This window comes from Paracoccus isoporae, assembly GCF_900101865.1.
Taxonomy (GTDB): domain Bacteria; phylum Pseudomonadota; class Alphaproteobacteria; order Rhodobacterales; family Rhodobacteraceae; genus Paracoccus; species Paracoccus isoporae.
This window is the reverse complement of sequence record NZ_FNAH01000005.1, coordinates 69,481-93,067: the sequence shown is the minus strand read 5'-3', so window position 1 is coordinate 93,067 and position 23,587 is coordinate 69,481. Positions and strand designations below refer to the sequence as shown.

Below are 23,587 nucleotides of genomic sequence, written 5' to 3'. Positions count from 1 at the left end.
GCATCAGCCCGGCGTCACTCCGGCATCAGCAGCATCGGCCCGATCACCCGACCGCCGAGGATATGCAGATGGAAATGCGGCACCTCCTGCACCCCGTCATTGCCGGCATTGGTGATCGCGCGGAACCCGTTGCCCTGATCCAGCGAGACCCCCTCGGCGCGGACCACCTCGGCGCAAAGCCGCATGAAGCCGGTGATCTCCTCGGGCGGGGCGTTGGCGGCGAAATCGTCGAAGCTGACATAGCGCCCTTTCGGGATCACCAGCACATGGGTCGGCGCCTTGGGGCTGATGTCGCGGAACGCCAGCGCGTGCTCGTTCTCGGCCACTGTGTCGTTGGGGATCTCGCCGCGCAGGATCTTGGCGAAGATGTTGCTGTCGTCGTAATCGTAACCCATCGGGCCTCCTCAATCGGCAAAGAGATACGGCGTCGCCGCGATCTGTCTGGCGGTATCCTCTTCCACATGCAGGAAGGCCGCAAGCACCCGCGCATTCGCCTCCACCCCGGCCGCCTCGCTGATCTCGTGATAGCCGCGCAGATGCAGGTCGCGCAGCCGGGCCGATTCCTGGTCCAGATCGTTGCGCACGATGGGCAGAAGCCGTTCGACCACCTGCGGCGGGGTGGACGGGTTGGCCAGCCCGACCCGGCCGATATGGCCGCGCAGATAGGCGTCGTCGAAATCCGGCTCGATGAACAGAACGCGGGTCACGCCGCGGTCGCTGGTCAGATCCTGGATCAGATCGAGCGCCGAGGGATCGAGGCAGATCACCAGCCGGTGATCCTCGTATTCGGCATGCAGCAGCCTGATGAGCGCGCGGCGATGGCGCTCGCGCTTGGCGACGGTCTTTTCCACCCCGCCCAGATCGGGCAGATGGGCGTCGCGCTCGTTGAACAGGTAATCCACCGCCGGCACGTCGCTGTGGCCGCGGATCGCGGCGGTCAGGCGTTTGGCCACGTGCCATTTCTTCGCCACCACGATCAGAAGCTGCGCCTTGCCGGCCAGGCCGCTGTCCATTTCCCAGAAGCGCGGGGCGAAACGCTGCCCGACCCGGCCGCGTGCGGTCAGGAAGCGGAACAGCGACTTGCCCTCGCCCGAGATCGCGAAATGCAGCCCCTGTGCCTGCCACAGCACACCCAGCCGCGATTTCAGCTCCTGCGCCTCGGGGCTGATCTTGCGCGCGAACAGATAGTCCTGACGCAGCAGCATCTCGTAGTGGTCGTTGTGAAACACCACCGGCATGCCGTAATCGGTGAAGATCAGATAGGTAAGAGTGCGCGACCGGATCTCTCGCCGCGGCACGAGATGGCGCACCAGGGTCTGGAAGAAGATCTCGTCGGGGATCCAGGTGGTGCGGAAGAACCGCATCACGTCGCGGCGGTCCCGGCAGAAATCCAGGATCTTCTCGACGGTCTCGCGGCGCAGGCACCACCACTGGCTGCCGATCATGATCTGCAGATCATCGGGGATTCGCCGGGTCAGCCCCAGCCGCTTCTGGATGTTGTAGCTGGCATAGAAGCGGCGCGGCTGGCTGCGCTCGTTGAACCAGTGCCGATAGATCAGCCGGTCCTCCTTCATGCCCGTCTTGATCCAGTCCGAGCCGAAGAAATCGACGCTCTCGATGTAATCGACATCTTCCGCATCCAGCAGGTCGCGGGCGAATTCCGCCGACTTGATCGGCATGCAATCGCCCGACAGCATGTAGAAATGCGTCGCGGCCGGAAAGGAATCGACGGCGATGCGCACCGCCTCCAGCGTCGCCTCGACCAGCGACCACGCGCCCCAGCCGCATTTCACCCGCCGTTTGGCAAAGGTGATGTTGGGATGATGCTCAAGCGCCTCGCGCAGCCGCAGGTAATCGGCAAAGGGTGCGCGGGCGTCGAAATGGATGGCCACGTAATCGCCGGTCTCCGACAGCCGCCTGGCCTGGGCGATCAGGCCCTCCACATCCTTGTGGGCCAGCAGGATGAAGGCGATCTTGGCCATGGCTCTCCGGTCGGGCGTCGGGCGTCGTGCGTCGCGGTTCATGTGACAGGGCGTTGAAAACCCTGCGCTGATCTGCTTTTGTCTGTAACGATTTTGGCAGGTGTCGCAACCCGCCGCATACCACCAGAGGATGTGCAATGGGGTTTCCCGGTGTCTGGATGACGGAAAGCGAAAGTCTCGTTTACCGGGTCGTGCCGAAATGCGCCTGTTCGACGATCGGCCAGATTATGTTCCATTCCGATCACGGACGCTATTTCGACGGCGACATCCATGACAGCAAGGACGGGCTGCACAAGTGGAACCAGGACCACAGCCAGCCCTTGATCGAGGAGGCGGTCCGGGCCGGGCGCGGCGTGACCTTTACCTGCGTGCGCAACCCCTATTCGCGCATCCTGTCGTCGTTCTTCGACAAGATCGCGGGGATTCAGCGCAACGGCAAACGCTATCGCGGCAATCTGGTCCCGCAGCTCATGCAGCGCTACGGGATCGAGGTCGGCAGCCCGGATGACGAGTTCGATTTCGACCAGGTCCGCTCCTTCCGCCGCTTCCTGCTCTTCGCGCGCGATACGATCCGCTGGCGCCGCCCGATGGAACCCGACATCCACTGGTCGGCCATGTCGGGCCATATCTCGACCTTCATCACCAATGGCGGGAAATACGACCAGATCTTCTTCACCGAGAAGTTCAACGAAGGCATGCAGCGCGTGCTGGACGCGGCCGAGACGCCGGTGAAGATCGACGTGAACGACGTGCCGCGCTTCAACGAATCCGAAGGCCACGGCCCCAAGCGGGCGCATAAGGTCAGCGACTATTTCGACGATCTCTCCCGACACCTGCTGTGGGAGATCTACAAGCGCGATTTCGTGCTGTTCAAATATGATTTCGACGATCCCGACAACAAGTTCCCGACCGCCGAGGTCGACCTGGACGAGGTCCACGCCAAGCTGGGCCGCTGACCGCGCCGTCCCGATTTCCTTTCCGGGATAGCACGCCTCGGGTTCAGCGCGGCGGCGGTCCGTGGGCTGCGGCCAGGTTGGCATCGCTCAGCAGGCGGCGATGGCGCTGCGCCTCGCGCCGCATCCGCGCGAAGCTGGTGATCCCCCGCGCCTCGAGCGCGGGCAGCATCCGCAGATAGGCCTGCGCCGTGGCCTCGGCATCGCCCATCGCGGTATGGCGACGCTCGGGCGGCAGGACGATCCCCAGCCGGTCGCAGATCGCATCCAGGCTGTGGGTGGCGCCCTGCCCCCAGAGCATCGCCGACAGCAGCACCGTGTCCATCACCGGGTTGGAAAAATGCCGCCCCGACTCGGCCTCTGCCGCGCGCAGAAGCCCCATGTCGAACGGCGCGTTATGGGCGATCAGCACCGCATCCTCAGCAAATGCGTGGAAATCGCGCAGCGCCGCCGCCATGTCGGGCGCATCCGCCACCATCTGATCGGTGATGCCGTGATACCGGGTCGATCCGGGCGGGATCGCACGGCACGGATGCACCAGCGTCTCGAAACGCTCGCCGGTCAGCCGCCCGCCCGCGATGCGCAGCCCGGCAATCTGCACGATCCGGTCAGAGAGCGACAGCCCCGTCGTCTCGGTGTCGAAGACGACGCAGCACAGTCCGCGCAGATCCCGCTCGTCTTCGCGGCCGGACGCGGCGAGCGCGAAATCATAGGTGACCGAGGGGCGCGCCGCGCGCGGGATCTCCGACAAAGGCAGCGGCAGGACCAGCCGGAAGCCATCGCCCTGCGGCTCGGGCCAGATCGCGCTGTCATGCGCGGCCAGGATCTCCGCCCCGCTCAGATCGGGCGTGTCGGGATCGGGCGGATCCTGCAGCCAGCGGTCCAGCTCATCCACCGCCAGCTTCGCACCCTGCCAGCGCAGGCTCAGCACCGCCTCGCCCTGCGCGGCGCGGATCTCGGCCGTGGGTGGCCGGCCGCTCTCCTCCAGCCGCGCCCCGAGCGCGGCCAGCAGACCGCCGATCTGCCAGCCATCCGCCGCCAGCGTCACCGGCGCCACCTCACCCAGCGGCAGGCCCATCCCGCGGGCCAGCTCCTCCGCCGCGACGCGGGGGCGGTCTTGCGGGGCATCTGACAGCGTCCGGTCCAGATCGCGCAGCGCGGTGACTATCCCCTGCCCCGCCGCGCGGATCGCCTGCTGCGCCGGGGCGGGCAGCGTCCGGCCCGGATCGTCAAGCAGCGGCGCCAGGGCCGCGGCATGGCGGCGCAGCGCCTCGATGGGGGCATACGGGGGGGCGGGCCGGTCCTGCGCCGGGCGCAGGATCAGCACGCTGCCGCCCATCTCTCCGGGCAGGGCGCGCATCCGCCCGCGCAGCCGCGTGCCATCCGCCGCGCTCAGCGCCAGATCGGTGGCCGCCGCCCCGGCCGCCAGCCGCGCCCGCGCCGCCGCCAGACCGCCGCCGTCAAGGGATCGTTCGAGCGGGCGTTCCAGCGCCAGGCCGGGCAGAAGCTCGGCCGCGGCGGCATTATAGAACAGCACCCGCCCCTGCCCGTCGGCCATCACCGCCCCCGCCCCGATATCGGACAGCAGATGCTCCAGCAGCCGCTTGTCCTGCGCGTCCGCCTCGGCATGGGCGGCCATCGCCGCGTCCAGCACCCGCGCCGCGCGGTCCCGCGCCGCGGCCGCCCCCGCCACCGCCTGCGCAAGTTCGGGCAGGTCACGCGCCTCCTGCGGATCCGGGCCGGTGCCGGTCAGAAGCGCGCCGGTCAGCCGCTCGACCGGGCGGGCCAGATGCCGGTCCAGCAGAAACCAGATGCAGGAAATCAGCACCAGGCTGCCCAGCCCGCCGATCAGCGCGATCAGGCTCAGCGCATCGACGAGACCGGCGGGCGAACCCTCCCCCGCGCGCAGGCCCCGCCACGCCAGCCCGAGCGCGGCCAGCACCAGCATCGCCACCCCGGCCCCCAGCACGGCGAAGATCAGCAGCACCCGCCGCCGCAGCGGCAGCCGCATCAGCATGCTCCGGCCGCCAGCACCCGCGCCATCTCGGCGCGCAATTCCGACAATTCAAACGGCTTGGCGATGAACCCGTCCGCGCCGAGCGCCAGCCCCTTGCGCCGTTCCAGCGCCGATCCCCGCGCCGTCATCAGCAGCACCCGCACCGCGCGCAGATCGGCATCCTCGCGCATCTCCTGCACGATCTGATAGCCGGATTTCTCGGGCAGCATCACGTCGAGCAGCACCAGGTCCGGCCGCATCTCGCGCAGCGCCGCGATGGCGCCGCCGCCACTGGCCAGCCGGGCATGGTCATGCCCGTCCCGCGTCAGCAGGAAATCGAGCGCGAAGGCAATGTTGTCCTCGTCCTCGATGACCATGATCCGGGCCATGTCAGCCGCCCTGCCCGCAGATCGCGGCGAAGGCAGGATCGCCGGGCGCGGCCGGCTGCCAGTCGGCATCGGGGGCGCGGGTCCGCCCGGCCGCGCAATCGACCCCCTGTTCGACCGTGACACTGCGTTTCCAGCGTTCGACCAGGATCACCGGCACGATCTGCGCCCCCTGTCCGTCATCGCGCACCGCCTGCGGGTCGATCAGCGCCAGACGCGAGGTCGGCGCGACCACGAAGGTCCAGGGCCGCAACCCGCTGCGCCCGGTGCCTTCCGCGACCACCTGCACCCGCTCGGGAAGCTGCGCCTTGATGCGGCTGGCCCAGCTATATTCGTTCCATGTGGCATAGATCAGCATCGACGCCCCGATCCCCGCCGGCAGCACCCAGGTCGGCAGCGGCCGTCGCGCCGCGCGCAGCGCGTGGGACAGCGCGTAGAGCAATGCGGCCGCGCCGATGGCCACGGCAAACACGCCAAGCAGATCGGCCCCGACCCCGCTGATCTGGTTCATGTCAGGACTCCCTTCCCGTGGCCGAGCGATGACTGCATGGTGCGCACCACCACGAAGGCATCGCGCAGATGGCTGCGTTCGAAATCCGGCAGATTGGAGGGCGACAGGAAATTATCCGGCCGCCGCCCCGCCCGAACGAGTGCGGCCTGGTTTTCCAGCCGCAATGTCTGGATCAGGTCATAGGCGGCGATGAGATCACGCGCCCCGCTGCCGGAGATGACGCCCGCATCCTCTGCCGCCTCCAGCCGGGCGCGGGTGTTGACCGGCGCAAGCCGCCCCTGAAGCGCATAGACCCGCGCCAGATCCGCCACCGGCACCACCCCGTTCATCTTCATGTCGATATGGCCCTGATGCTCGCCCGACCGGATCGTCGCAAATCCGCGGATCAGCCCGAGCGGCGGCTGGTGCTTCAGCGCATTGGCGGTCATATGCGCCACGAAGATCGAGTTCTCGGACGCCATCTCCAGCGTCTCGGCCTGAAGCCCGGCCAGCAGATCGGCCGCGCCGCCGATGGCGCGCAGATCGAACATGACCGAGGCCAGCATCTGCGCCTCGGGCGAGGTGCGTTCGATCCAGCCGCGGAAATAGTCGCGCCACACCGCGCGGGGCTGCCGCCATCGCGGGTTGGTGGCCATCATGTCGCCAGGGCAATAGACATAGCCCGCCGCATCCAGCCCGTCGCTGACAAACCGCGCCAGCTCGGTGAAATAGGGATCATCGGGGTCGGTGCCATCCGACAGGATCAGGATATTGTCCTGATCCGACACCCCGGTCTGATCCTGCCGCCCCTGGCTGCCGCAGGCCGCCCACAGATAGGGCGCGGGCGGCGGACCCAGCCGTGCCTCGGCCAGCGACAGCAGGCGGCGCGTCACCGCGTCGGCCACATCGGTAATCAGCCGCGTCACGATTTCATGGCGCTGATGGGCGGCGACCAGCGTGACCAGCAGATCGGGAATGCGCGCGGTGATCTGCGCCATCTCGGCGACCGTCTCGGCCTGCGCCACCTCGCGGATCAGGGCCGAGCCGGAAATCGCCTGCAACCGCGTCAGATCGGTCTGGGTGACCATGCCGACAAACCGCCCCGCCTCGACCACCGGCAGATGTCCGACGCGCCGCTCCATCATGGTGTTCAGCACGTCCGAGCCGAGCGCCGAGGGCGGCAGGCTGACCGGATCTGCGGTCATGATGTCTTGCACGGGGCCCGACAGCGCGCGCCCCTCCGCCACGACCCGGTTCGACATGTCGCGGATCGTCACCAGACCCAGCAGCCCGCCCGCCTCATCGGTGATCCCCAGTGAGGACACCCCGGCATCGCGCATGATCCGCGCCGCCTCGGCAATCGGGGTCTGCGGGCCGGTGGCGACCGGATCGCGCCCCAGCAGATCCGCCACCTTCAGCGCCGCAATATCCGCCCCGCCGCGCGACACCGCGCCGCCGCGCCGAAAGAAGCGCGCGAAGGCCGGGCTGTCCCGCATCAGGCGATGAAACTCGGCCGCAGGCAGCATCAGCAGCGCCCCCGCCCGCGTCACCCGCGCCGTCGTGGCCGCGCGCCCTTCGGCCAGAAGCCCGCGTTCCCCGAAGCTGTTGCCCCGGCCAAGCTGCGAAACCAGCCCGCCATTGCCATCCGTGACTTCGACCTGCCCGGTCTGGATCAGATACAGCCCGTCGAGCGGGGCGCCTTCGGTATAGACGGTCTCGCCGTCCTGCCACTCCCTGCGGGCGAAGGAACCGGCCACACGGGCCAGCTCGTCCTCCGGCAGGGCATCATAGGGGTGAATGCTGGAAAGAAACTGCTGGATCGGGTCCATCTCGCCCCTGCGCAAAAGATGCCGCGCCCCCCCGGCAGGGGACGCGGCGGTGACACTCAGTGATGGGCGGTCGCCGCACCGGCCCCGCGCGGCACGCGGATCGATTCGACCAGCTCGACGATCTCCGCCGGCGGCTCCTCGGTCGCGTTCGACACGAAATAGGCCACGCCGAAATTGATCAGCGCCCCGATCACCCCGAAGGAGGCCGGCGAGATGCCGAACATCCAGCTTGCCGCGTTATCCTCGAACAGGTTGGTGCCCGCGATGAACAGGAACCCCTTGTAGGCGAAGATATACATCAGCGTGGAGATGATCCCGGCCAGCATCCCCCAGATCGCCCCCTGCTTGTTGATGCGGGTCGAGAAGATCCCCATCATCAGCACCGGGAAGATCGACGATGCCGCAAGCCCGAAGGCAAGCGCCACGGTCTGCGCGGCAAATCCCGGCGGGTTCAGCCCTAGGATCGTCGCCACGAGAATCGACACAGCCATCGAGATCCGGGCCGCGTTCAGCTCGCCCTTCTCGCTGATATCCGGTGCCAGCCAGCCCTTGACGAGGTCATGCGACACGGCACCCGAGATCGCGAGCAACAGCCCCGCCGCCGTGGACAAGGCCGCCGCCAGGCCGCCCGCCGCCACGATGGCGATGACCCATCCCGGCAGGTTGGCGATTTCCGGGTTGGCCAGAACCATGATGTCGTTGTTCACCGTGGTCAGCTCATTACCCGCCAGACCCTGCTCCTCGATCGCGGCCGACAAGGCCTCGCTCTCGCCGGCTTCGTTGTAGTACTGGATCATGCCGTCGCCGTTCTTGTCTTCCCAGTTGAGAAGCCCGGTGACCTGCCAGTTGCGCATCCATTGCTTGTCCTCATCGTTTTCGATGGATTCAAGCGTCACCGCCGGCTGGCTGAAGGTCTCGCCCGCCTCGGCGCCCGGCCACATGGTGGTGGTCAGGTTGAAGCGCGACATCGCCCCCACGGCCGGGGCCACGGTGTAAAGCAGCGCGATGAAGACGAGCGCCCAGCCCGCCGATTTCCGCGCATCCGCGACTTTCGGCACGGTGAAGAAGCGGATGATGACATGCGGCAGACCCGCCGTGCCGATCATCAGCGCCAGCGTGAACAGCACCATGTCCAGCGTCGAGGTGTGATGCGCGGTATATTCGCGGAAGCCCAGATCCGTCACCACCTGGTCCAGCTTGGTCAGGAACTTGGTGTCGGTCCCGTTCAGCGTGCCGAACAGACCCGTCTGCGGCAGGAAATGCCCGGTCAGTTGCAGCGCGATGAAGATCGCCGGGATCGTATAGGCGATGATCAGCACGACATATTGCGCCACCTGCGTATAGGTGATGCCCTTCATGCCGCCCAGAACCGCATAGCAGAACACGATCGCCGCCCCGATCCACAACCCGGTGGAGTTCGAGACCTCCAGGTAGCGCGAGAAGGTCACGCCCACCCCGGTCATCTGCCCGATCACGTAAGTAATCGAGATGATCAGCAGGCAGACCACGCCGATGATCCGCGCGGTGCGCGAATAGAAGCGGTCTCCAATGAATTCCGGCACCGTGAACTTGCCGAATTTCCGCAAATAAGGCGCCAGCAGCATCGCCAGCAGCACATAGCCGCCCGTCCAGCCCATCAGATAGGTGGAGTTGTCATAGCCGGTGAAGGCGATCAGCCCGGCCATGGAGATGAAGGAGGCGGCCGACATCCAGTCCGCGGCGGTGGCCATGCCGTTCATCACCGGGCTGACGCCCCGGTTCGCGGCATAGAATTCGCTGGTCGAGCCGGCGCGCGCATAGATGGCGATGCCGATATACAGCGCAAAGCTGAGCCCGATAAAGATCAGGTTAAGGGTAAACTGGCTCATCTTACTCCTCCACCCCATGCTCGCGGTCGAGCTTGTTCATGCGCCAGGCATAGGTGAAGATCAGCACGATGAAGACCAGGATCGCGCCCTGCTGGGCGAACCAGAACCCCAGATCGGTGCCGCCGACCGCGATGCCGCTGATGAGCGGGCGGAAGATGATGGCGAAGCCGTAGGATACAAGCGCCCAGATGGCGATGCAGATATAGATGATCTTCAGATTGGCCCGCCAATAGGCATTGGTGGCTTGCTTGTCACTCATGTCCCCAGGTTCCTCCCATGTGAGAACCGCCGCCCTGTTCTTCGCCCTTCCCGCGCGCGGCGGCGACGCGCGGGGGGCGATGGCCGGGACCGTTCAGCCCCGGTTCATGCGATTGTCGATCAGATCGTCCACCACCTCGGGCTCGGCTAGGGTCGAGGTGTCGCCCAGGCTGCCGTAATCATCCTCGGCGATCTTGCGCAGGATGCGGCGCATGATCTTGCCGGAGCGGGTCTTGGGCAGGCCCGGCGCCCATTGGATCAGGTCGGGCTTGGCGATGGGGCCGATCTCGTTGCGCACCCAGGTCTCCAGCTCCTTGCGCAGCTCGTCGCTGGGCTCGACCCCGTTCATCAGCGTGACATAGGCATAGATGCCCTGCCCCTTGACCTGATGCGGATAGCCGACGACGGCGGCCTCGGCGACCTTGGCGTGGGCCACAAGCGCCGATTCCACCTCGGCCGTGCCCATGCGGTGGCCCGAGACGTTGATGACATCATCCACCCGCCCGGTGATCCAGTAATAGCCGTCCTCGTCGCGCGTGCAGCCGTCGCCAGTGAAGTAATAGCCCTTATATTGCTGGAAATACGTCTCCATGAAGCGCTGATGATCGCCCCAGACGGTGCGCATCTGCCCCGGCCAGCTATCGGCGATGCACAGCACGCCGCTGGCGGGATCGCCCTCCTGCACCTTGGCGGATTCGGGATCGAGGATCACCGGGTTGACGCCGAAGAAAGGCAGCGTGGCGGACCCCGGCTTGGTCTCCACCGCGCCGGGCAGCGAGGTGATCATGTGCCCGCCCGTCTCGGTCTGCCACCAGGTATCGACGATCGGGCAGTTCCCCTTGCCGATATTCTTGTCGTACCAGTTCCACGCCTCGGGGTTGATCGGCTCGCCCACCGTGCCCAGAAGGCGCAGGCTGGACAGGTCGTATTTCTCGACATGCTCGGTGCCCTGCCCCATCAGCGCGCGGATCGCGGTCGGCGCGGTGTAGAACTGGTTGACCTTGTGCTTTTCGCAGACCGCCCAGAACCGACCCGCATCGGGATAGGTGGGCGTGCCCTCGAACATCAGCGTCGTCGCGCCATTCGCCAGCGGGCCATAGATGATATAGCTGTGGCCGGTGACCCAGCCCACATCCGCCGTGCACCAGAACACGTCGCCCTCGTGATAATCGAAGGTGTATTGATGGCTGATCGCGGCATAGACCAGATAGCCGCCGGTCGAATGCACCACGCCCTTGGGCCGCCCGGTCGAGCCGGAGGTATACAGGATGAACAGCGGATCTTCTGCGTTCATCGGCCGCGGCGGGCAGTCCGGGCTGACCTCCTCCATCATCGCCTTCACATCGACATCGCGTCCCTCGACCCAGGTGGTCTGATCGCCGGTATGCTTCACCACCAGGCAGCGCACCTTGTCCGAGCAGTGCAGCAGCGCGGCATCGGCATTGGATTTCAGCGCCGTCCGCCTGCCGCCGCGCGGCGCGGTGTCGGCGGTGATGACCGCCTTGGCCTCGGAATCGTTGATCCGGTTCGCCAGCGCATCGGGCGAGAAGCCCGCAAATACGATCGAATGAATCGCCCCGATCCGCGCGCAGGCCAGCATCGCGTAGGCCGCCTCGGGGATCATCGGCAGATAGATCACCACCCGGTCGCCGCGCATCACACCCTGGCTCAGCAGCACATTGGCAAACCGGTTCACCCGGTCGCTGAGCTGATTATAGGTGATATGCTGCGCCTCGGCCTCGGGATCGTCGGGCTCGAAGATGATCGCGGTCTGATCGCCGCGCGACTCCAGATGCCGGTCCACGCAGTTGACGCAGGCATTCAGCACCCCGTCCTCGAACCATTTGATCGAGACATCGCCAAAGGTGAAATCGGTGTTCTTGACCTTGCTGTAGGGCTCGATCCAGTCCAGCCGCTTGCCCTCGCGGCCCCAGAACCCCTCGGGATCAGAGATCGATTCGTCGTATAGCTTCCGGTAATCCTCGGGCCCGGCATGGGCATTCTCGAACCCTGCCGGAATCGGATGTTTCGCAATGTTTTCAACGGCCATGGCAATCTCCCCCCATTTGAAATCTATGCACGCCGGACACGCGGCCGGCGGCGATTGACGGATCAGATGTTGCGGCAAAGTAAATCACAATGAATTGCCGCCATAAAGCATTTTTATTATTGGATAATTTTGTAAATTCGTTGACGAAATCAACGCCGGTTTTGTAAACAATTCACAGCGGCGTGAGCGCAATGACGGGGCTTGCCGCCCGCCTTCCGGCAAGGCAGCGTAAGCCCATGACGACAAACCCGCTTCTGGATGTGGATGAGGACGCGCGCCAGCTTGCCCGGCGGCTGATCGCGCAGATGCAGCACGCCGTTCTGGCCGTGACCGACCCCGCGCACGGCGCGCCGCACCTGTCCCGCATCGCGGCCCAGCCCGATCTGGACGGCACGCCGATGGGCTGGCTGTCGGCCATCGCGATCCATTCGCGACTGCTGACTGATACCCGGCAGGCCGGTCTGCTGATCGAGGATGCGCGCGCCTCGGGCGAGGCCATGACCCGGCCCCGCCTCAGCCTTCAGGTCATCGCCGTTCCGCAACCCCGCGACGATGCGCGCAACCCCGCCCGGATGCGGGCCTGGCTGGCCCGGAACCCGAAGGCGCGGGTCTATGCAACGCTGCCGGATTTCCGCTTCTGGCGGCTGGAGCCGCAGGGCGGGCTGCTGAATGCCGGCTTCGGCCGGGCCTGCCGGCTGAGCGCGGATGATCTGAAAATCCCCCCGGAGCGCGTGCGCCGGGGGGATTGAGCAGCAGCTTCCGGCCCGGATCAGTTCGGCTCGTCCATCCGCGCCCGGATCACCACCTTGCCGCGCGCAGGCCGCGACCATTCGACCTGCAGATTGCCGCCACCCGGCCCCTGCTGGCTGCGCACCCAGGGCATCTCCGTCAGCCGGCTGCCATCCGCCGCGTCGATGCGCGAGGCCGCGGTCAGCGAGTCGACATGCTTGGCCCGCGCCCGGAACGGCAGATGGCGCGCCACCGGCACCACCCAGCTTGCCTGGGCGGCAGGCTGCTCATGGGTGATCTGCACCGGGTTGGCGACATAGTCCAGCACCCCGTTATAGGTATTGCCGGCAAACAGGATGTTGCGCATCCGCGACAGGTTCATCGCCGCATGGCTGGTGTCGATCTTCTCCACCCGGTCGATCTTGTTGCCGCCGACAAGAAAGACATTGTTGGTCACGCTCAGCCCGTGGATGAAATGCCCGGCACCAAACGGCTTGACCGAGATCCAGGCGAAATCCTTCAGCACCTCATGCACGGTGAAATGATTGCCGGTGATCGACAGCCCGCCGAAGGAATAGGAGTTCTGCCCGAATGCCGGCACGGGTGCATATTCATTGGTCCATTCGATCAGGCAATTGTCGATGTAATTGCCGGTGATGACCGTCTTGCAATTGGTCCGCGTCAGCACCAGCCCCGGCACCCGCTTGCCGCTCTGCGCGTCATCGCCCTGGAACCAGTGATTGCCGACGATCAGATGCCCGGTGCCGTCCGCCACCATGAAACAGCCGAAGCGGACAAAGCGGTTCTCGCGGATCTTGGTGTCGTTGGCGTTGACATTGATCGCGACGCTGCGGCGGTCCTGCGCGTTCAGATGCATCTCGTTGGACATGAACTGGCAGCGATCCACCTGCATCCCCTGGCAGCCCCGCCCGGCCGAGGTTATGCCCCGGTCGCGCGGTCCGGCCACGTAGCAGTCGCGGATATTGAACAACAGCCCGTCTGCCGGAAGCATCAGGAAGCTGGCCTTGCCGTTCAGCGAGATCTCCAGATCGGCAAAATTCACATGCGAGCAGCTCTCCATGCCCAGGAAATCGAAGGCATAGCGGAACCGCTCGAACCGGTATTGCCTCGTGCCCGACCCGCCATGCAGCGGCTGCGACAGGGTCAGCGTCTGCGCGCCGACATTCTTCGCCTTCACATAGACCTCGCGCCCGACGCCGGGGCCGGAGATATGGCTGCCGATCTCGATATTGGCGACATTGACCACATTGGTCAGGATCTCGGGGCGCGCCGCGTCGTATCGCGCCTGCGACTGCACCACCCGGCTCTGCCATTTCGGCCCGTCCACGATGTTGATCTGCCCGTTGCAGATCACCCGGCGATTGCGGAACTTCGTCAGGCCGGGCGACAGCGCGGTCATCACCATCGGCTCGGTCAGGTCGATCTTGCGGCCGCGCAGGTCCAGTTCGCTGTGATCGGTATATCCGAACAGCGCCTGCAGCGCGCGTTTCAGCGCCTCGGTCTCATCCCCGAAAGCGGCGGCATAGCTGGGATAGTCGAAGCTGCCCATCAGCGTCAGCCGGGCGGCGCGCGGCATGCTCAGCGTGCCGGTGAAGCGGACCGGCGCGCTCAGCGTCAGATCCGAGCCGATGCGGAAAACTCCCTGAGGCACCACCACCGTCCGGCCCTTCGCCGCATCATCCGCCGCCTTGAACGCCGCGCGATTATCCGTCACCCCGTCCCCGACCGCTCCGAAGTCGCGCACATCGACGAGATCCATCATCTCGCGCAGGAAGGCCCCGGTCACGTCCTCGATCTTCAGCGATTCGATGCGCAGCGTGCCGCCATTCGCACCGATCAGGTCCAGCCCGAAATGACCGTAGACCTGCCGCGCCCCCCAGACCATGTCGACCCCGCCGCGCCGGCCGCTGCCGACAATCGCGCTGATCTCGACCACGCGGCCGTAATCGGGCAGTTGCGTGGCCGCGCCGATCTCGTCCAGCCCGGTGACATGGCTGCGCGCCCCGTCCCCGGCCCAACCCGCGATCCGGGCCGAGGGGCGCGGCCCCGCCACCGCCTTCAGCCGCGCCGAGACGCGCAGATAGGTGCCGGGCGGCAGCGGCGTCTCGCCGGTGAAGCGGATGCGGGTGACATCCTCGACCTTGCTGATCTCCAGACAGGCGCCGAAATCCTGATCGGCCTGGACGATCGCCGCGTTGGCCATCCCGGCCCAGCTCGCACCGCCCGGCGTGCCGTATTCGCGCGACCAGGCCGCCAGCCCGGCGGCGAAACCCGGTGGCGACAATTTCAGCCCGTCGGTGATGGCGATGTTCATGCACGGTCTCCCCTTAACTCGGCCCGCGGCCTGTGTCGGGAAAAGGTCCGTTTCCGCGGTTAAACCCGCCTTAATCCGCCGCGCGTTGCATCGGCCCGCCCGGTCAGGCGGTGCCCAGATCGCCCTGCAGCGCACGCCCGATCAGGGCGCGGGTCTCGTCAATGCCGTAAAGCGCGATGAATCCGCCGAACCGCGGCCCCTGATCGGCGCCCAGCAACACCTGGTAAAGCGCCTGGAACCAAGCCCTGAGTGGCTCGAAGCCGTGATCCTTGCCGACGGCGAACACCATGGTCTGCAACTCCTCGGGATCGGCCGCCCCGTCCCATTCGGCCAGACGCCGCGCCAGATCCTCAAGTGCCGCGCGTTCTTTCTCATCCGGCGCGCGGAACACCCGCGTCGGCGCCACGAAATCCTCGAAATAGCGCAACGCATAACCTGCCGCTTCATCAAGCTGCGGATGCGTTTCGGGCGAGGCATCGGGCGCATAGCGGCGGATGAACCCCCACAGCCCAGCCTTATCCTTGGCACCAGCCACCGAGGCCAGGTTCAGCAGCATCGCGAACGGCACCACCATATCCGAGGACGGCACCTGTCCGCGATGGATGTGATAGACCGGATTGGCCAGTTGCTGCTCCGGTGCCTGGTCGGGATAGGCCCGCAACTGCTGGTGATATTCGTCCACCGCCTTGGGGATCACATCCCACCACAGACGCTTGGCGGTTTTCGGTTTCTGATACATGAAATAGGACAGGCTTTCCGACGCGGCATAAGTCAGCCATTCGTCAATGGACAAACCATTGCCCTTGGATTTGCTGATCTTCTGCCCCTGATCGTCCAGGAACAGCTCATAAGTGAAATGTTCCGGCTTGCGCCCGCCCAGAACCTCGCAGATCCCGTCATAGATCGGCGTATTGGTGCTGTGATCCTTGCCATACATCTCGAAATCGACATCCAGCGCGGCCCAACGCGCGCCGAAATCCGGCTTCCATTGCAGCTTCACATTTCCGCCCGTGACCGGCAGGGTCCACTCACGCCCCTCCTCGTCGTCAAAGGTGATCTCGCCCTTCGCCGCATCGACATGCTTGATCGGCACATAGAGCACGCGGCCGGTTTCGGGGTGGATCGGCAGGAAGCAGCTATAGCTTTGCTGGCGTTCCTCGCGCAGGCTGGCCAGCATGATCTTCATGATGTCGTCGTAACGCTCGGCGGCGCGCAGCAGCGTCGCATCGAACTCGCCGGATTTGTAGAACGCCGTCGCCGACATGAAATCATACTGAAACCCGAACGTGTCCAGAAACCGCCGCAACATGGCGTTGTTGTGGTGCCCGAAACTCTCATATTCCCCGAACGGATCGGGCACGGCGGTCAGCGGTTTCTGCAGGTTCTCGCGCAACAATTCCTGCTGCGGCACGTTCTCCGGCACCTTGCGCATCCCGTCCATGTCGTCCGAGAAGCAGATCAGCCGGGTCGGAATATCCGAAATCACCTCGAAGGCGCGCCGGATCATCGTCGTGCGCGCCACCTCTCCGAACGTCCCGATATGCGGCAGGCCGGACGGACCATAGCCCGTCTCGAACAGCACATAGCCCTTTTCGGGATCCTTCTTCGCATAGCGTTTCAGCACCCGGCGCGCCTCTTCGAAAGGCCAGGCCTTGGAAGTCATCGCGGCGTCGCGCAGGGTGGTCATGGTGAAATCTCCTGAAGGGGTCGCGGGCGGCTTATTGAAACCCCGCGCCATCGTCAATATTTTGCCCGAAACCAGAAGGAAACCGCCTCTTGACGCTCGATAACTCGTCCTTTTCCGCCTGCGACGCGCTCGTCTCCGTGATGGTGGCGGTGTCGGCCTCCGATTCCAATATCCGCACCGCCGAGCTTGTCGCCATCGAGCGGATGGTGAATCACATGCCGGTCTTTGCCAGCTACGACGCCGACCGCATCCGCGCCGTGTCGCAGACCGTCATCGCGCTGTTCGAGGAGGAGGACGGGCTCGACGCGCTGTTCGGGCTGATCCATGACGCGCTGCCGGAACGGCTCTATGAAACCGCCTATGCACTTGCCTGCGACGTGGCCGCCGCCGATGGGCGCCTGCCCGATGACGAGGCAGAGATGCTGCGCGAGATCCGCTATCAGCTCAATATCGGCCGGCTGCATGCCGCGGCGATCGAGCTCTCCGCGCAGATGCGCCACCGCACGCTGTGACCCCGCCGCTCAGCCGTAACGGCCGAGCCAGCTCCGCACCAGCTCCTGCTGCAGATACTTGGCGCGATGGGTCCAGCCGATCACGCCGTCGGGCAGTTCCCGCCCCTCGGTGGCGGCGCGGCGTTCCATGTCGCTGACATAGATGGCAAAGATCACCTCGCGCGCGCCCGGCAACCCGCCATATCCCGCCAGGTTCGACACGAAGTTCAGCGTGCCGGTCTTGGCGTCAAGGCGCAGATCCCCCGGCTGCGCCCGCCCCCGCGCATCCTGCAGCCCGACATGCCGCATCAGCCCGCGCAGCGCCCCGTCCCGCACGCCGAGCGTGGCGATCACCTGCGCCATCGCCCGCGCCGTCACCCGCGACTGCGCCGACATGCCGGAATGGTCCCGCAAATCCAGCCCCTCGATCCCCTGCCGGGCAGCCCAGCCTCGCATCGCACCGGCCGACGCCCGCAGATCCGCCGCGCCGCTCGCATGCAGCCCCACCGCCTCGGCGGTCAGGTTCGTCGAATATTCCATCATGCCGCGCAGAATCTCGGTCAGCGGCGGGCTTTCGATGCGCGCAATCTCGACCGCGCCGTCGGGCAGATCCCCGATCACCTCGGGGGCAGGCAAAGGCAGACCGGCGGCGCGCGCAAGGGTCTGGAACACGTCGCCGGCATAGATCTCCGGGCGGCGCACCGGCAGCCAGCGGCTTCCCGCCACGCGCAACGCGCTGCGATTGATTTCCCAGATCTCGCGCGCGGCGTCCGTCCGCCAGGCGAAGACCGGCCCCCCGGATACGCCCGCCGCGCGGACGGTATAGGCCACCGGGCGATGCGCCCGCGCCCGCGCCGTCACCGCCATCCCGGCGCCGCCGCTGTTCCAGGCCAGATGCACGCGGTTGAAGTTCAGCATCATCCCCGACACGGCCGGGTTATAAGCCAGGTGATCCGCCTGTTCGGGCGAGATTTCCGCGATGAAGGGCAGCGCGCCGCCCCAGACCGCCAGCCGCGCGATGCCCTGCGGCGCCGCCGCCGCCACCCGCCCGGCCAGCGTCGCGAGCGCGTCGCTGTCCAGAACCGGATCGCCGCCCCCTGCGAGGATCAGCGTATCACCGTGACGCAGCACCCGCGTCGCAAAACGCCGCCCCCCGCCCAGCCGGTCGAGCGCGTAGAGCGCCGTCAGGATCTTGAGCGTGCTGGCGGGCGCCACCGGCTGATCGGCGCCGCGCCCTTCCAGCAAGGCACCGTCCGGGTCGAACACCGCATAGCGCACTGCCGCGCCCAGCCCGGCCTCCTCGATCAGCCGGCCGGGACGGGGCGGCGGCTTGCGCGGTGGGGGCGCGGCCAGGCCGGGCGCGGTCTGGGCCTGGGCCACGCCGCCAGTGGCAACCACGCCTGCCAGCCCGGCGAGGATCTGTCGCCGCGTCTGCCGGCTCACGCAGCACCGATCTGGATGAAGCGCGACCGGTCCAGCCGGTTGTCGAAGAAGGGCACGCTGTCCGGCGGGCGCAGCGCCCCGTCGCCCGACGCGGCCACCATCGCGGCGCATTCGGCCAGCACCACCTCGGTGATGAAGGGCAGATGCAGCGCACGGGCCTCGGCCATCGGCACCCAATGCAGATGGGACAGCTCGTCACAGGCGCGCGAGAAATCGTCGGGATCACCGGCGATCCGCGCCGCGTCGGCCATGAAGAACCGCGCATCGAAGCGGCGCGGGCGACCGGGCGGGGTGATGGCGCGGAAGATGTAATGCAGATGGCTGGCATCGGGCATCAGCCCGGCCTCGCCAAACCCGGCAAGCTGGCTGCGCCCGGCGCGCCCGATCAGCAGCCCGGTCTCCTCGGCCAGTTCGCGCAGCGCCGCAACCAGCAATTGCCGCGGGGTGACCGGGGTCTCCGCCCGCAGGTCGATGGCCAGGCGCCGCATGGTGACGTCATCGGCATCGGCGGCCAGCGGCACCGCCGCATCCTCGGCATCCACAGCGCCGCCGGGAAAGACGAATTTCGACGGCATGAAGGCGGCCTTGGCGCCGCGCATTCCCATCAGCACCGCCGGTTGCGGCCCGTCGCGGCGCACCAGGATGATGGTGGCCGCGTCGCGCAGCGCGGCCGGGTCACGCGGGCGATGGTCTGTCTCCGGGCGCATCGTCAGCTCATCACGAGGTCGAGGGCTCTGCCCCCGGACCGCCGAAACCGTGCATCCGCCGCGCCCATTGCGCGCCCACGAGCGCGCCCTTGAGCACCGGCAGCAGCGCCAGCGACAGCACCACCGCGCCCAGCGAGAACCAGATCAGCATCGAGACCGGCGAGGGTTGGTAGGTCAGGAAGACCCAGAGCAGCAGCGGCGCCCCGATATGGGACACGATCAGCACCGTCAGATAGGCCGGACCGTCATCGGCGCGCTGATGATGCAGCGCCTCGCCGCAATGCGGGCAGTGGTCGCGCACCTTCAGATAGCCCGCGAACATCCGGCCGTCGCCACAGGCGGGGCATTTCAGCATGGCGCCGCGCCGCATGGCGCGTCCGGTCGGGCGGTCGTCCTCCGCGATCTCCATCTTGTCGCCTCTTCCTGTCTCGCTGCTGCAAGGCAGGATAGCCCGTTCCCCCGCCGCCGACCAGTGGGGTTTGCCGCCGCACCCGGCACCGTGCGGATCGGTCGCAGCAGGCGCGTGATCGCGGCACCGGCCGGGCATGATCGCATGACGGGCGGACCACCGCGCCGTTGCATCGCCGGAAGAATGCATTTGGCGTGTCCCGATCCGGCTGCGCGAGACCGAGTTTTTGCGGTTCAGCCTCGGCAAATCGGCAGGCGGCAGATCCGATCGGCGGCCCTTTCGCGCCACAGCCGTGCCCGTCTTAAGCCGCGGCCGGAAACCGGCCATCCTCGCCTGCGGCTGCGCCGATGGCCCGCGACCTGTGGCTGAGGGCGGGGCCATGCGGAGATCGCGGAAAGCGCCGCTCCGCCTTGGGAAAGCCGGCGCCCCTTCGCGCAAACGCCTTTCCTCTGCGCCGGCGAAGGATGGAGAGTCGCCTGTCGCGATTCTGCCATCCGGCAGCGCATCCTCACGGAATCCGCATCTCAGGCGGCATGGGCGTCGCGCGACAGCATGACGATATTCCGCCCGGCCCGCTTGGCCGCGATCAGCGCCGCATCGGCGCGGCGCATCGTGTCCTCGACCCGGCAGCGCGGCTCGACAGAGCCGTCACTGGTGGCGACGCCGATGGAGATCGTGACCGGCACCGGCACCTCGCCCGCCAGCCCTTGCGCCCGCACCGGGGCGGCGCAGATCGCCCGGCGCAGCCCCTCGGCGAGCGAGACGGCGTCGGTCTCGTCCGCGCCGGGAAGCAGGGCCAGAAACTCCTCCCCGCCATAGCGCGCGAGCCATCCGGCCTGGCCGAGATGGTCGCGCATCGCCACCGAGACATCGCGCAGCACCGCATCGCCCGCAGCATGGCCGTGGCGGTCGTTGATCTGCTTGAAGCGGTCGATATCGATCATCAGCAGCCCGAAATCGCCGCCCCCCGCCGCCGCCTCGCTGATCTCGCGGCTGATGCTGCGGCGATTGGCCAGCCCGGTCAGCGAATCGACCCCGGCCAGGCGGTGCGCCAGCCGGGTGTCGCGGCAGCGCCGCTCACCCTCCCGGCCGTGGCGCAGCAGCAGCGCCAGCCGTGCCGCGAGTTCTGCGTGATGCGCCGGTCCGCAAAGCGGCTCGGCCAGCACGTCGGTCGCGCCGATCTCCAGCGCCCGCGCCTCCTCGGCCGCATGGCCACCCCGCTGGATCAGCGCCAAGGCCGTGCCCTGCCCCGCGGCCAGCAGACGCACGCGCAGATCCGCCAGATGATCCAGTCCGGCACCATCCGCCCCGCCATCAACGAGGATCGCCGCATAGCCGCGCGGCGGGCTGCGCAACACGTCGCGCGGGAGCAGCCGCATCAGCTTGCGCCCGGAGGCGTCGCGGGCCGCGCATTGCCAGCGTTTCGCCAGCGCCGCGTCGTCGGTCACAAGTCCGATCCGGTCCGACGGCTCGAACTCCGCCGCGTCATCGGCGAACCCGGCCGGCGCGGGCGACGGTTGCGCGGTCCAGCAGCGCAGCCGCGCGCGCAGCACCGGATCCGGGCAGGTCCGGTCCAGCACGTATTCGGCACCCGCACGGAAGGCCTGCGACCGGTCCGCCGCGGCGCATTGCACGATCACCGGCGCCGGCAGCGCGCCGCGCAACCGGGTGATGTCATCCGCCAGCGCGGCCAGACCCGCCAGGTCGTCGGCACGCAGGATCACCGCCGCGACATCGCCGCAATTGCCCATCGCCTCGGCTGCATGTCCGGCGGTGATGACGCGGTAATTCGCCGCCTCCAGCCGCAGCTTCATCGTCAGCCGCGAGGTGAGATCGTGATCGATGACGAGCAGCCGTCCCAGCATGTTCCCTTGCCTCGAATCTGGTTCACCGGCAGGCTCCCATGAATTCTTTAACAAAGACTTTCGCTGCCCGAGGACCGCATGACCAACCCGACCGAGACCGCCCGCGACATCGCGGACCGCCTGATGCTGCACGTGCTGGGCGACCCCGAATTGCTGAGCAGCCTGATGGGGCGCAGCGGGATCACCCCCGACCAGCTCCGCGCCCTGGTGAACGGGCCGGACATCCATGGCTTCATCCTCGATTTCGTGGCCGAGAGCGACGACCGGGTGATGCAATGCGCCGATGCGACCGGGATCTCCGCCGCCGAGATCGGTCACGCGGCCCGGCTGCTGAACCGGCGCGATTGACGGAAAATTAAGCATTGCCTGCTAGCCCGGTCGGGACGGAGGCAAGATGCACGGATTCCTCATTCGCGGAATTGAACTGTTCCTGCGCACGCGGCACGGCGAGGAGATCTGGTGCGCGGCCTGTGCCGACGCGGGGCTGGACCGGCGCGGCACGCAGATGATGGGCAGCTACCGGACCGAGGCGGCGCAGCGGCTTTTGCAGGCGGCGAGTGCGGCGCTGCAGATCCGCCGGGACGAGCTGTTAGAGGATATCGGCGGCTGGATCCCGCGGCTGGACAGCATCCGCCACGTCATGCGCTTCAGCGGGTCCTGCTACGAGGATTTCGTGCTGTCGCTCGACGATCTGCATGATCGCGGCCGGGTGGTGCTGCCCGGTCTCGACCTGCCCAAGATCGCGACCCAGGTGACCGGGCCGAACGCCTATCACCTGCGCATCACCTCGGCCGAGGCGGACTGGTACCCGGTGCTGGCCGGATTCCTGCGCGGCATGGCCGATGATTACGGCGTGCTGGCGCTTGTCGAGGGCGACGGGACCAGCCTGGATGTGCGCATCGCCGACACCGCATTCGCACGGGGCAGCCGATTCTCGCTGACCGAATTCGCCGGGAGACCCTGATGGGCGGTGGCCGCGCCATCGCGGTGGAGCGGCTGGCGGCGCTGATGCCGATGCATCTGCAGATCGACGAGAACGGCGCGATCCTGTCCTGCGGGCCGACGCTGCGCAAGCTGATCGGGCGCGCGCGCCACGTCGCCACCGCGTTCGAGCTGCGCCGCGCCCCGCCCGATGCCCTGCTGATCCCCGCCATCATTGCCGCCGCCCGCAGCGGCGAGCGGGTTTTCCTTGGCCTGCGTGACAGCGATCTGCCCCCGCTCCGGGGCGAGGCCATGATCCTGCCCGCCGACGCGGTGCTCATCAATCTGGGATTCGGGATCGGGGTGATCGACGCCGTCGCGCGCTATGATCTGACCGACGCGGATTTCGCCGCCAACGAGCTGGCCATCGAGATCATGTATCTGCACAAGTCCAGCCAGGCGATCCGGGCCGAGCTGGCGCGGCACAGCCATCACCTGGAACAGGCCCGCGAGACGGCGGAGATGCAGGCCTTCACCGATCCGCTGACCGGGCTTCTGAACCGGCGCGGCTTCGAGCTGGCCTTCAGCCTGGCGATCGAGGCGCGACGCGCGCCGGAGGGGCGGCGGCAGGAATTCTCGGTGCTGCAGATCGATCTCGACTGGTTCAAGCAGGTCAATGACCGCTTCGGCCATGCCGCGGGCGACGCGGTGCTGCGCCGCCTGGCCGAGATCCTGCGCCAGGAGACACGGGCCGAGGACAGCCTGGCCCGGATCGGCGGCGACGAGTTCCTGATCCTGTTGCCGGCGCTGACCTCGGAGACGGCGCTGCGTCAGCTCGGGCGGCGGATGATCGCTTCCATCCAGCAGCCGATCCGTTTCGATGCGAATCTGTGCCAGGTCTCGGCCAGCATCGGCGCGGCCCTGTCGGAACGCTATGACGAGCTGACCGCCGAGCAGATCCTGTCGGACGCGGATGCGGCGCTCTACACCGCCAAGCGCGACGGCCGGGGCCGGATGCATATCCACTGCCCCGGCGACGACTGCGCGGGAGACGCCGGCGGGGCGTAGCCGGCGGGCGCGAACGGGTCGAGCATCGGTCCCGCCAACTGCGGCAGCAGCCGGGCCAGAGACTGGCGGAGCGTCGGGCGAGAGGGCGCGCATCGGACGCAGGCAAACGACAAGGACCAC

Annotated in this window: 21 protein-coding genes; 6 read left to right on the top strand and 15 right to left on the bottom strand. The window is 67.2% G+C overall.

Annotated features, from left to right (window positions below; all coding sequences use genetic code 11):
- Positions 1–14: 14 nt before the first annotated feature.
- The gene (locus tag BLT73_RS09675) at positions 15–395 is read right to left on the bottom strand and encodes an HIT domain-containing protein (protein WP_090523331.1); all 381 of its coding nucleotides are present in this window, start codon (positions 393–395) and stop codon (positions 15–17) included.
- Between the two features lie 9 nt (positions 396–404).
- Complete coding sequence (locus tag BLT73_RS09670; protein WP_090523624.1) at positions 405–1,982, bottom strand: DUF5928 domain-containing protein; 1,578 nt, start codon at positions 1,980–1,982, stop codon at positions 405–407.
- Positions 1,983–2,119: 137 nt separating this feature from the next.
- On the opposite strand from BLT73_RS09670, the gene BLT73_RS09665 reads away from it, so the two are divergent.
- Entirely contained in the window at positions 2,120–2,938 is an 819-nt protein-coding gene (locus BLT73_RS09665; protein WP_090523328.1) for a sulfotransferase family protein, read from the top strand.
- A 43-nt stretch (positions 2,939–2,981) separates the two neighbouring features.
- Here the strand turns inward: BLT73_RS09665 and BLT73_RS09660 are convergent, their stop codons facing one another.
- The 7 genes from BLT73_RS09660 to acs all read right to left on the bottom strand — a co-directional run bounded on the left by BLT73_RS09660 (position 2,982) and on the right by acs (position 11,812).
- Positions 2,982–4,946: an exonuclease domain-containing protein gene (locus tag BLT73_RS09660; RefSeq protein WP_245727221.1), complete on the bottom strand. Its 1,965-nt coding sequence runs from the start codon at positions 4,944–4,946 to the stop codon at positions 2,982–2,984.
- The gene (locus BLT73_RS09655) at positions 4,946–5,320 is read right to left on the bottom strand and encodes a response regulator transcription factor (RefSeq protein WP_090523322.1); all 375 of its coding nucleotides are present in this window, start codon (positions 5,318–5,320) and stop codon (positions 4,946–4,948) included. The genes BLT73_RS09660 and BLT73_RS09655 overlap by 1 nt, the downstream gene beginning before the upstream one ends.
- A 1-nt stretch (position 5,321) precedes the next feature.
- Positions 5,322–5,828 carry a hypothetical protein gene (locus tag BLT73_RS09650; protein WP_090523320.1) on the bottom strand — a complete coding sequence of 169 codons (507 nt, stop codon included), beginning with the start codon at positions 5,826–5,828 and terminating at the stop codon, positions 5,322–5,324.
- Positions 5,825–7,636, bottom strand: coding sequence for a DUF294 nucleotidyltransferase-like domain-containing protein (locus BLT73_RS09645; RefSeq protein ID WP_090523317.1), 1,812 nt, complete (start codon positions 7,634–7,636; stop codon positions 5,825–5,827). Before BLT73_RS09645 ends, BLT73_RS09650 begins: the two co-directional genes overlap by 4 nt.
- Before the next feature lie 56 nt (positions 7,637–7,692).
- Complete coding sequence (locus tag BLT73_RS09640; RefSeq protein ID WP_090523314.1) at positions 7,693–9,504, bottom strand: sodium:solute symporter family protein; 1,812 nt, start codon at positions 9,502–9,504, stop codon at positions 7,693–7,695.
- A 1-nt stretch (position 9,505) separates the two neighbouring features.
- Positions 9,506–9,763: a DUF4212 domain-containing protein gene (locus tag BLT73_RS09635; RefSeq protein ID WP_090523310.1), complete on the bottom strand. Its 258-nt coding sequence runs from the start codon at positions 9,761–9,763 to the stop codon at positions 9,506–9,508.
- 93 nt (positions 9,764–9,856) lie between these two features.
- Positions 9,857–11,812 (bottom strand): acetate--CoA ligase, encoded by a 1,956-nt coding sequence (gene acs, locus BLT73_RS09630; protein WP_090523307.1) that lies wholly within the window; start codon positions 11,810–11,812, stop codon positions 9,857–9,859.
- A gap of 236 nt (positions 11,813–12,048) precedes the next feature.
- Here acs and BLT73_RS09625 point away from each other — a divergent pair, with 236 nt between their 5' ends.
- Complete coding sequence (locus BLT73_RS09625; RefSeq protein WP_090523304.1) at positions 12,049–12,561, top strand: hypothetical protein; 513 nt, start codon at positions 12,049–12,051, stop codon at positions 12,559–12,561.
- A 20-nt stretch (positions 12,562–12,581) separates the two neighbouring features.
- Here BLT73_RS09625 and BLT73_RS09620 read toward each other — a convergent pair whose 3' ends face one another.
- Both BLT73_RS09620 and BLT73_RS09615 read right to left on the bottom strand, forming a co-directional pair.
- The gene (locus BLT73_RS09620; protein ID WP_090523302.1) at positions 12,582–14,876 is read right to left on the bottom strand and encodes a glycosyl hydrolase family 28-related protein; all 2,295 of its coding nucleotides are present in this window, start codon (positions 14,874–14,876) and stop codon (positions 12,582–12,584) included.
- A 103-nt stretch (positions 14,877–14,979) separates the two neighbouring features.
- Positions 14,980–16,563 (bottom strand): lysine--tRNA ligase, encoded by a 1,584-nt coding sequence (locus BLT73_RS09615; RefSeq protein WP_090523299.1) that lies wholly within the window; start codon positions 16,561–16,563, stop codon positions 14,980–14,982.
- A gap of 89 nt (positions 16,564–16,652) precedes the next feature.
- Here BLT73_RS09615 and BLT73_RS09610 point away from each other — a divergent pair, with 89 nt between their 5' ends.
- Entirely contained in the window at positions 16,653–17,075 is a 423-nt protein-coding gene (locus BLT73_RS09610) for a tellurite resistance TerB family protein (protein ID WP_090523296.1), read from the top strand.
- 9 nt (positions 17,076–17,084) lie between these two features.
- On the opposite strand, the gene BLT73_RS09605 is transcribed toward BLT73_RS09610, so the two are convergent.
- The 4 genes from BLT73_RS09605 to BLT73_RS09590 all read right to left on the bottom strand — a co-directional run bounded on the left by BLT73_RS09605 (position 17,085) and on the right by BLT73_RS09590 (position 21,478).
- Positions 17,085–18,497 (bottom strand): D-alanyl-D-alanine carboxypeptidase, encoded by a 1,413-nt coding sequence (locus tag BLT73_RS09605; protein WP_245727213.1) that lies wholly within the window; start codon positions 18,495–18,497, stop codon positions 17,085–17,087.
- Positions 18,494–19,204: an NUDIX hydrolase gene (locus BLT73_RS09600; protein ID WP_090523289.1), complete on the bottom strand. Its 711-nt coding sequence runs from the start codon at positions 19,202–19,204 to the stop codon at positions 18,494–18,496. Before BLT73_RS09600 ends, BLT73_RS09605 begins: the two co-directional genes overlap by 4 nt.
- A 10-nt stretch (positions 19,205–19,214) precedes the next feature.
- A complete protein-coding gene (locus BLT73_RS09595; RefSeq protein ID WP_090523286.1) occupies positions 19,215–19,613 on the bottom strand; it encodes a DUF983 domain-containing protein in 399 nt (132 codons plus the stop codon).
- Positions 19,614–20,137: 524 nt separating this feature from the next.
- Positions 20,138–21,478 (bottom strand): GGDEF domain-containing protein, encoded by a 1,341-nt coding sequence (locus tag BLT73_RS09590; protein ID WP_090523283.1) that lies wholly within the window; start codon positions 21,476–21,478, stop codon positions 20,138–20,140.
- Positions 21,479–21,556: 78 nt separating this feature from the next.
- Between BLT73_RS09590 and BLT73_RS09585 the strand changes: the two genes are divergently transcribed.
- From BLT73_RS09585 to BLT73_RS09575, 3 genes are read left to right on the top strand one after another with little or no spacing between them, the layout of a single operon-like run.
- Positions 21,557–21,826 carry a DUF3572 family protein gene (locus BLT73_RS09585; protein WP_090523279.1) on the top strand — a complete coding sequence of 90 codons (270 nt, stop codon included), beginning with the start codon at positions 21,557–21,559 and terminating at the stop codon, positions 21,824–21,826.
- A gap of 46 nt (positions 21,827–21,872) precedes the next feature.
- Positions 21,873–22,442: a heme NO-binding domain-containing protein gene (locus tag BLT73_RS09580; protein WP_090523276.1), complete on the top strand. Its 570-nt coding sequence runs from the start codon at positions 21,873–21,875 to the stop codon at positions 22,440–22,442.
- Positions 22,442–23,467, top strand: coding sequence for a GGDEF domain-containing protein (locus BLT73_RS09575; protein WP_090523274.1), 1,026 nt, complete (start codon positions 22,442–22,444; stop codon positions 23,465–23,467). Before BLT73_RS09580 ends, BLT73_RS09575 begins: the two co-directional genes overlap by 1 nt.
- The last annotated feature ends 120 nt before the right edge of the window (positions 23,468–23,587 follow it).

Bases quoted from the DNA above. Each gene is read 5' to 3' on its own strand.
- BLT73_RS09675 (WP_090523331.1), bottom strand. From the start codon at position 395: ATGGGTTACGATTACGACGACAGCAACATCTTCGCCAAGATCCTGCGC.
- BLT73_RS09670 (WP_090523624.1), bottom strand. From the start codon at position 1,982: ATGGCCAAGATCGCCTTCATCCTGCTGGCCCACAAGGATGTGGAGGGC.
- BLT73_RS09665 (WP_090523328.1), top strand. From the start codon at position 2,120: ATGGGGTTTCCCGGTGTCTGGATGACGGAAAGCGAAAGTCTCGTTTAC.
- BLT73_RS09660 (WP_245727221.1), bottom strand. From the start codon at position 4,946: ATGCGGCTGCCGCTGCGGCGGCGGGTGCTGCTGATCTTCGCCGTGCTG.
- BLT73_RS09655 (WP_090523322.1), bottom strand. From the start codon at position 5,320: ATGGCCCGGATCATGGTCATCGAGGACGAGGACAACATTGCCTTCGCG.
- BLT73_RS09650 (WP_090523320.1), bottom strand. From the start codon at position 5,828: ATGAACCAGATCAGCGGGGTCGGGGCCGATCTGCTTGGCGTGTTTGCC.
- BLT73_RS09645 (WP_090523317.1), bottom strand. From the start codon at position 7,636: ATGGACCCGATCCAGCAGTTTCTTTCCAGCATTCACCCCTATGATGCC.
- BLT73_RS09640 (WP_090523314.1), bottom strand. From the start codon at position 9,504: ATGAGCCAGTTTACCCTTAACCTGATCTTTATCGGGCTCAGCTTTGCG.
- BLT73_RS09635 (WP_090523310.1), bottom strand. From the start codon at position 9,763: ATGAGTGACAAGCAAGCCACCAATGCCTATTGGCGGGCCAATCTGAAG.
- acs (WP_090523307.1), bottom strand. From the start codon at position 11,812: ATGGCCGTTGAAAACATTGCGAAACATCCGATTCCGGCAGGGTTCGAG.
- BLT73_RS09625 (WP_090523304.1), top strand. From the start codon at position 12,049: ATGACGACAAACCCGCTTCTGGATGTGGATGAGGACGCGCGCCAGCTT.
- BLT73_RS09620 (WP_090523302.1), bottom strand. From the start codon at position 14,876: ATGAACATCGCCATCACCGACGGGCTGAAATTGTCGCCACCGGGTTTC.
- BLT73_RS09615 (WP_090523299.1), bottom strand. From the start codon at position 16,563: ATGACCACCCTGCGCGACGCCGCGATGACTTCCAAGGCCTGGCCTTTC.
- BLT73_RS09600 (WP_090523289.1), bottom strand. From the start codon at position 19,204: ATGCGCCCGGAGACAGACCATCGCCCGCGTGACCCGGCCGCGCTGCGC.
- BLT73_RS09595 (WP_090523286.1), bottom strand. From the start codon at position 19,613: ATGGAGATCGCGGAGGACGACCGCCCGACCGGACGCGCCATGCGGCGC.
- BLT73_RS09590 (WP_090523283.1), bottom strand. From the start codon at position 21,478: ATGCTGGGACGGCTGCTCGTCATCGATCACGATCTCACCTCGCGGCTG.
- BLT73_RS09585 (WP_090523279.1), top strand. From the start codon at position 21,557: ATGACCAACCCGACCGAGACCGCCCGCGACATCGCGGACCGCCTGATG.
- BLT73_RS09580 (WP_090523276.1), top strand. From the start codon at position 21,873: ATGCACGGATTCCTCATTCGCGGAATTGAACTGTTCCTGCGCACGCGG.
- BLT73_RS09575 (WP_090523274.1), top strand. From the start codon at position 22,442: ATGGGCGGTGGCCGCGCCATCGCGGTGGAGCGGCTGGCGGCGCTGATG.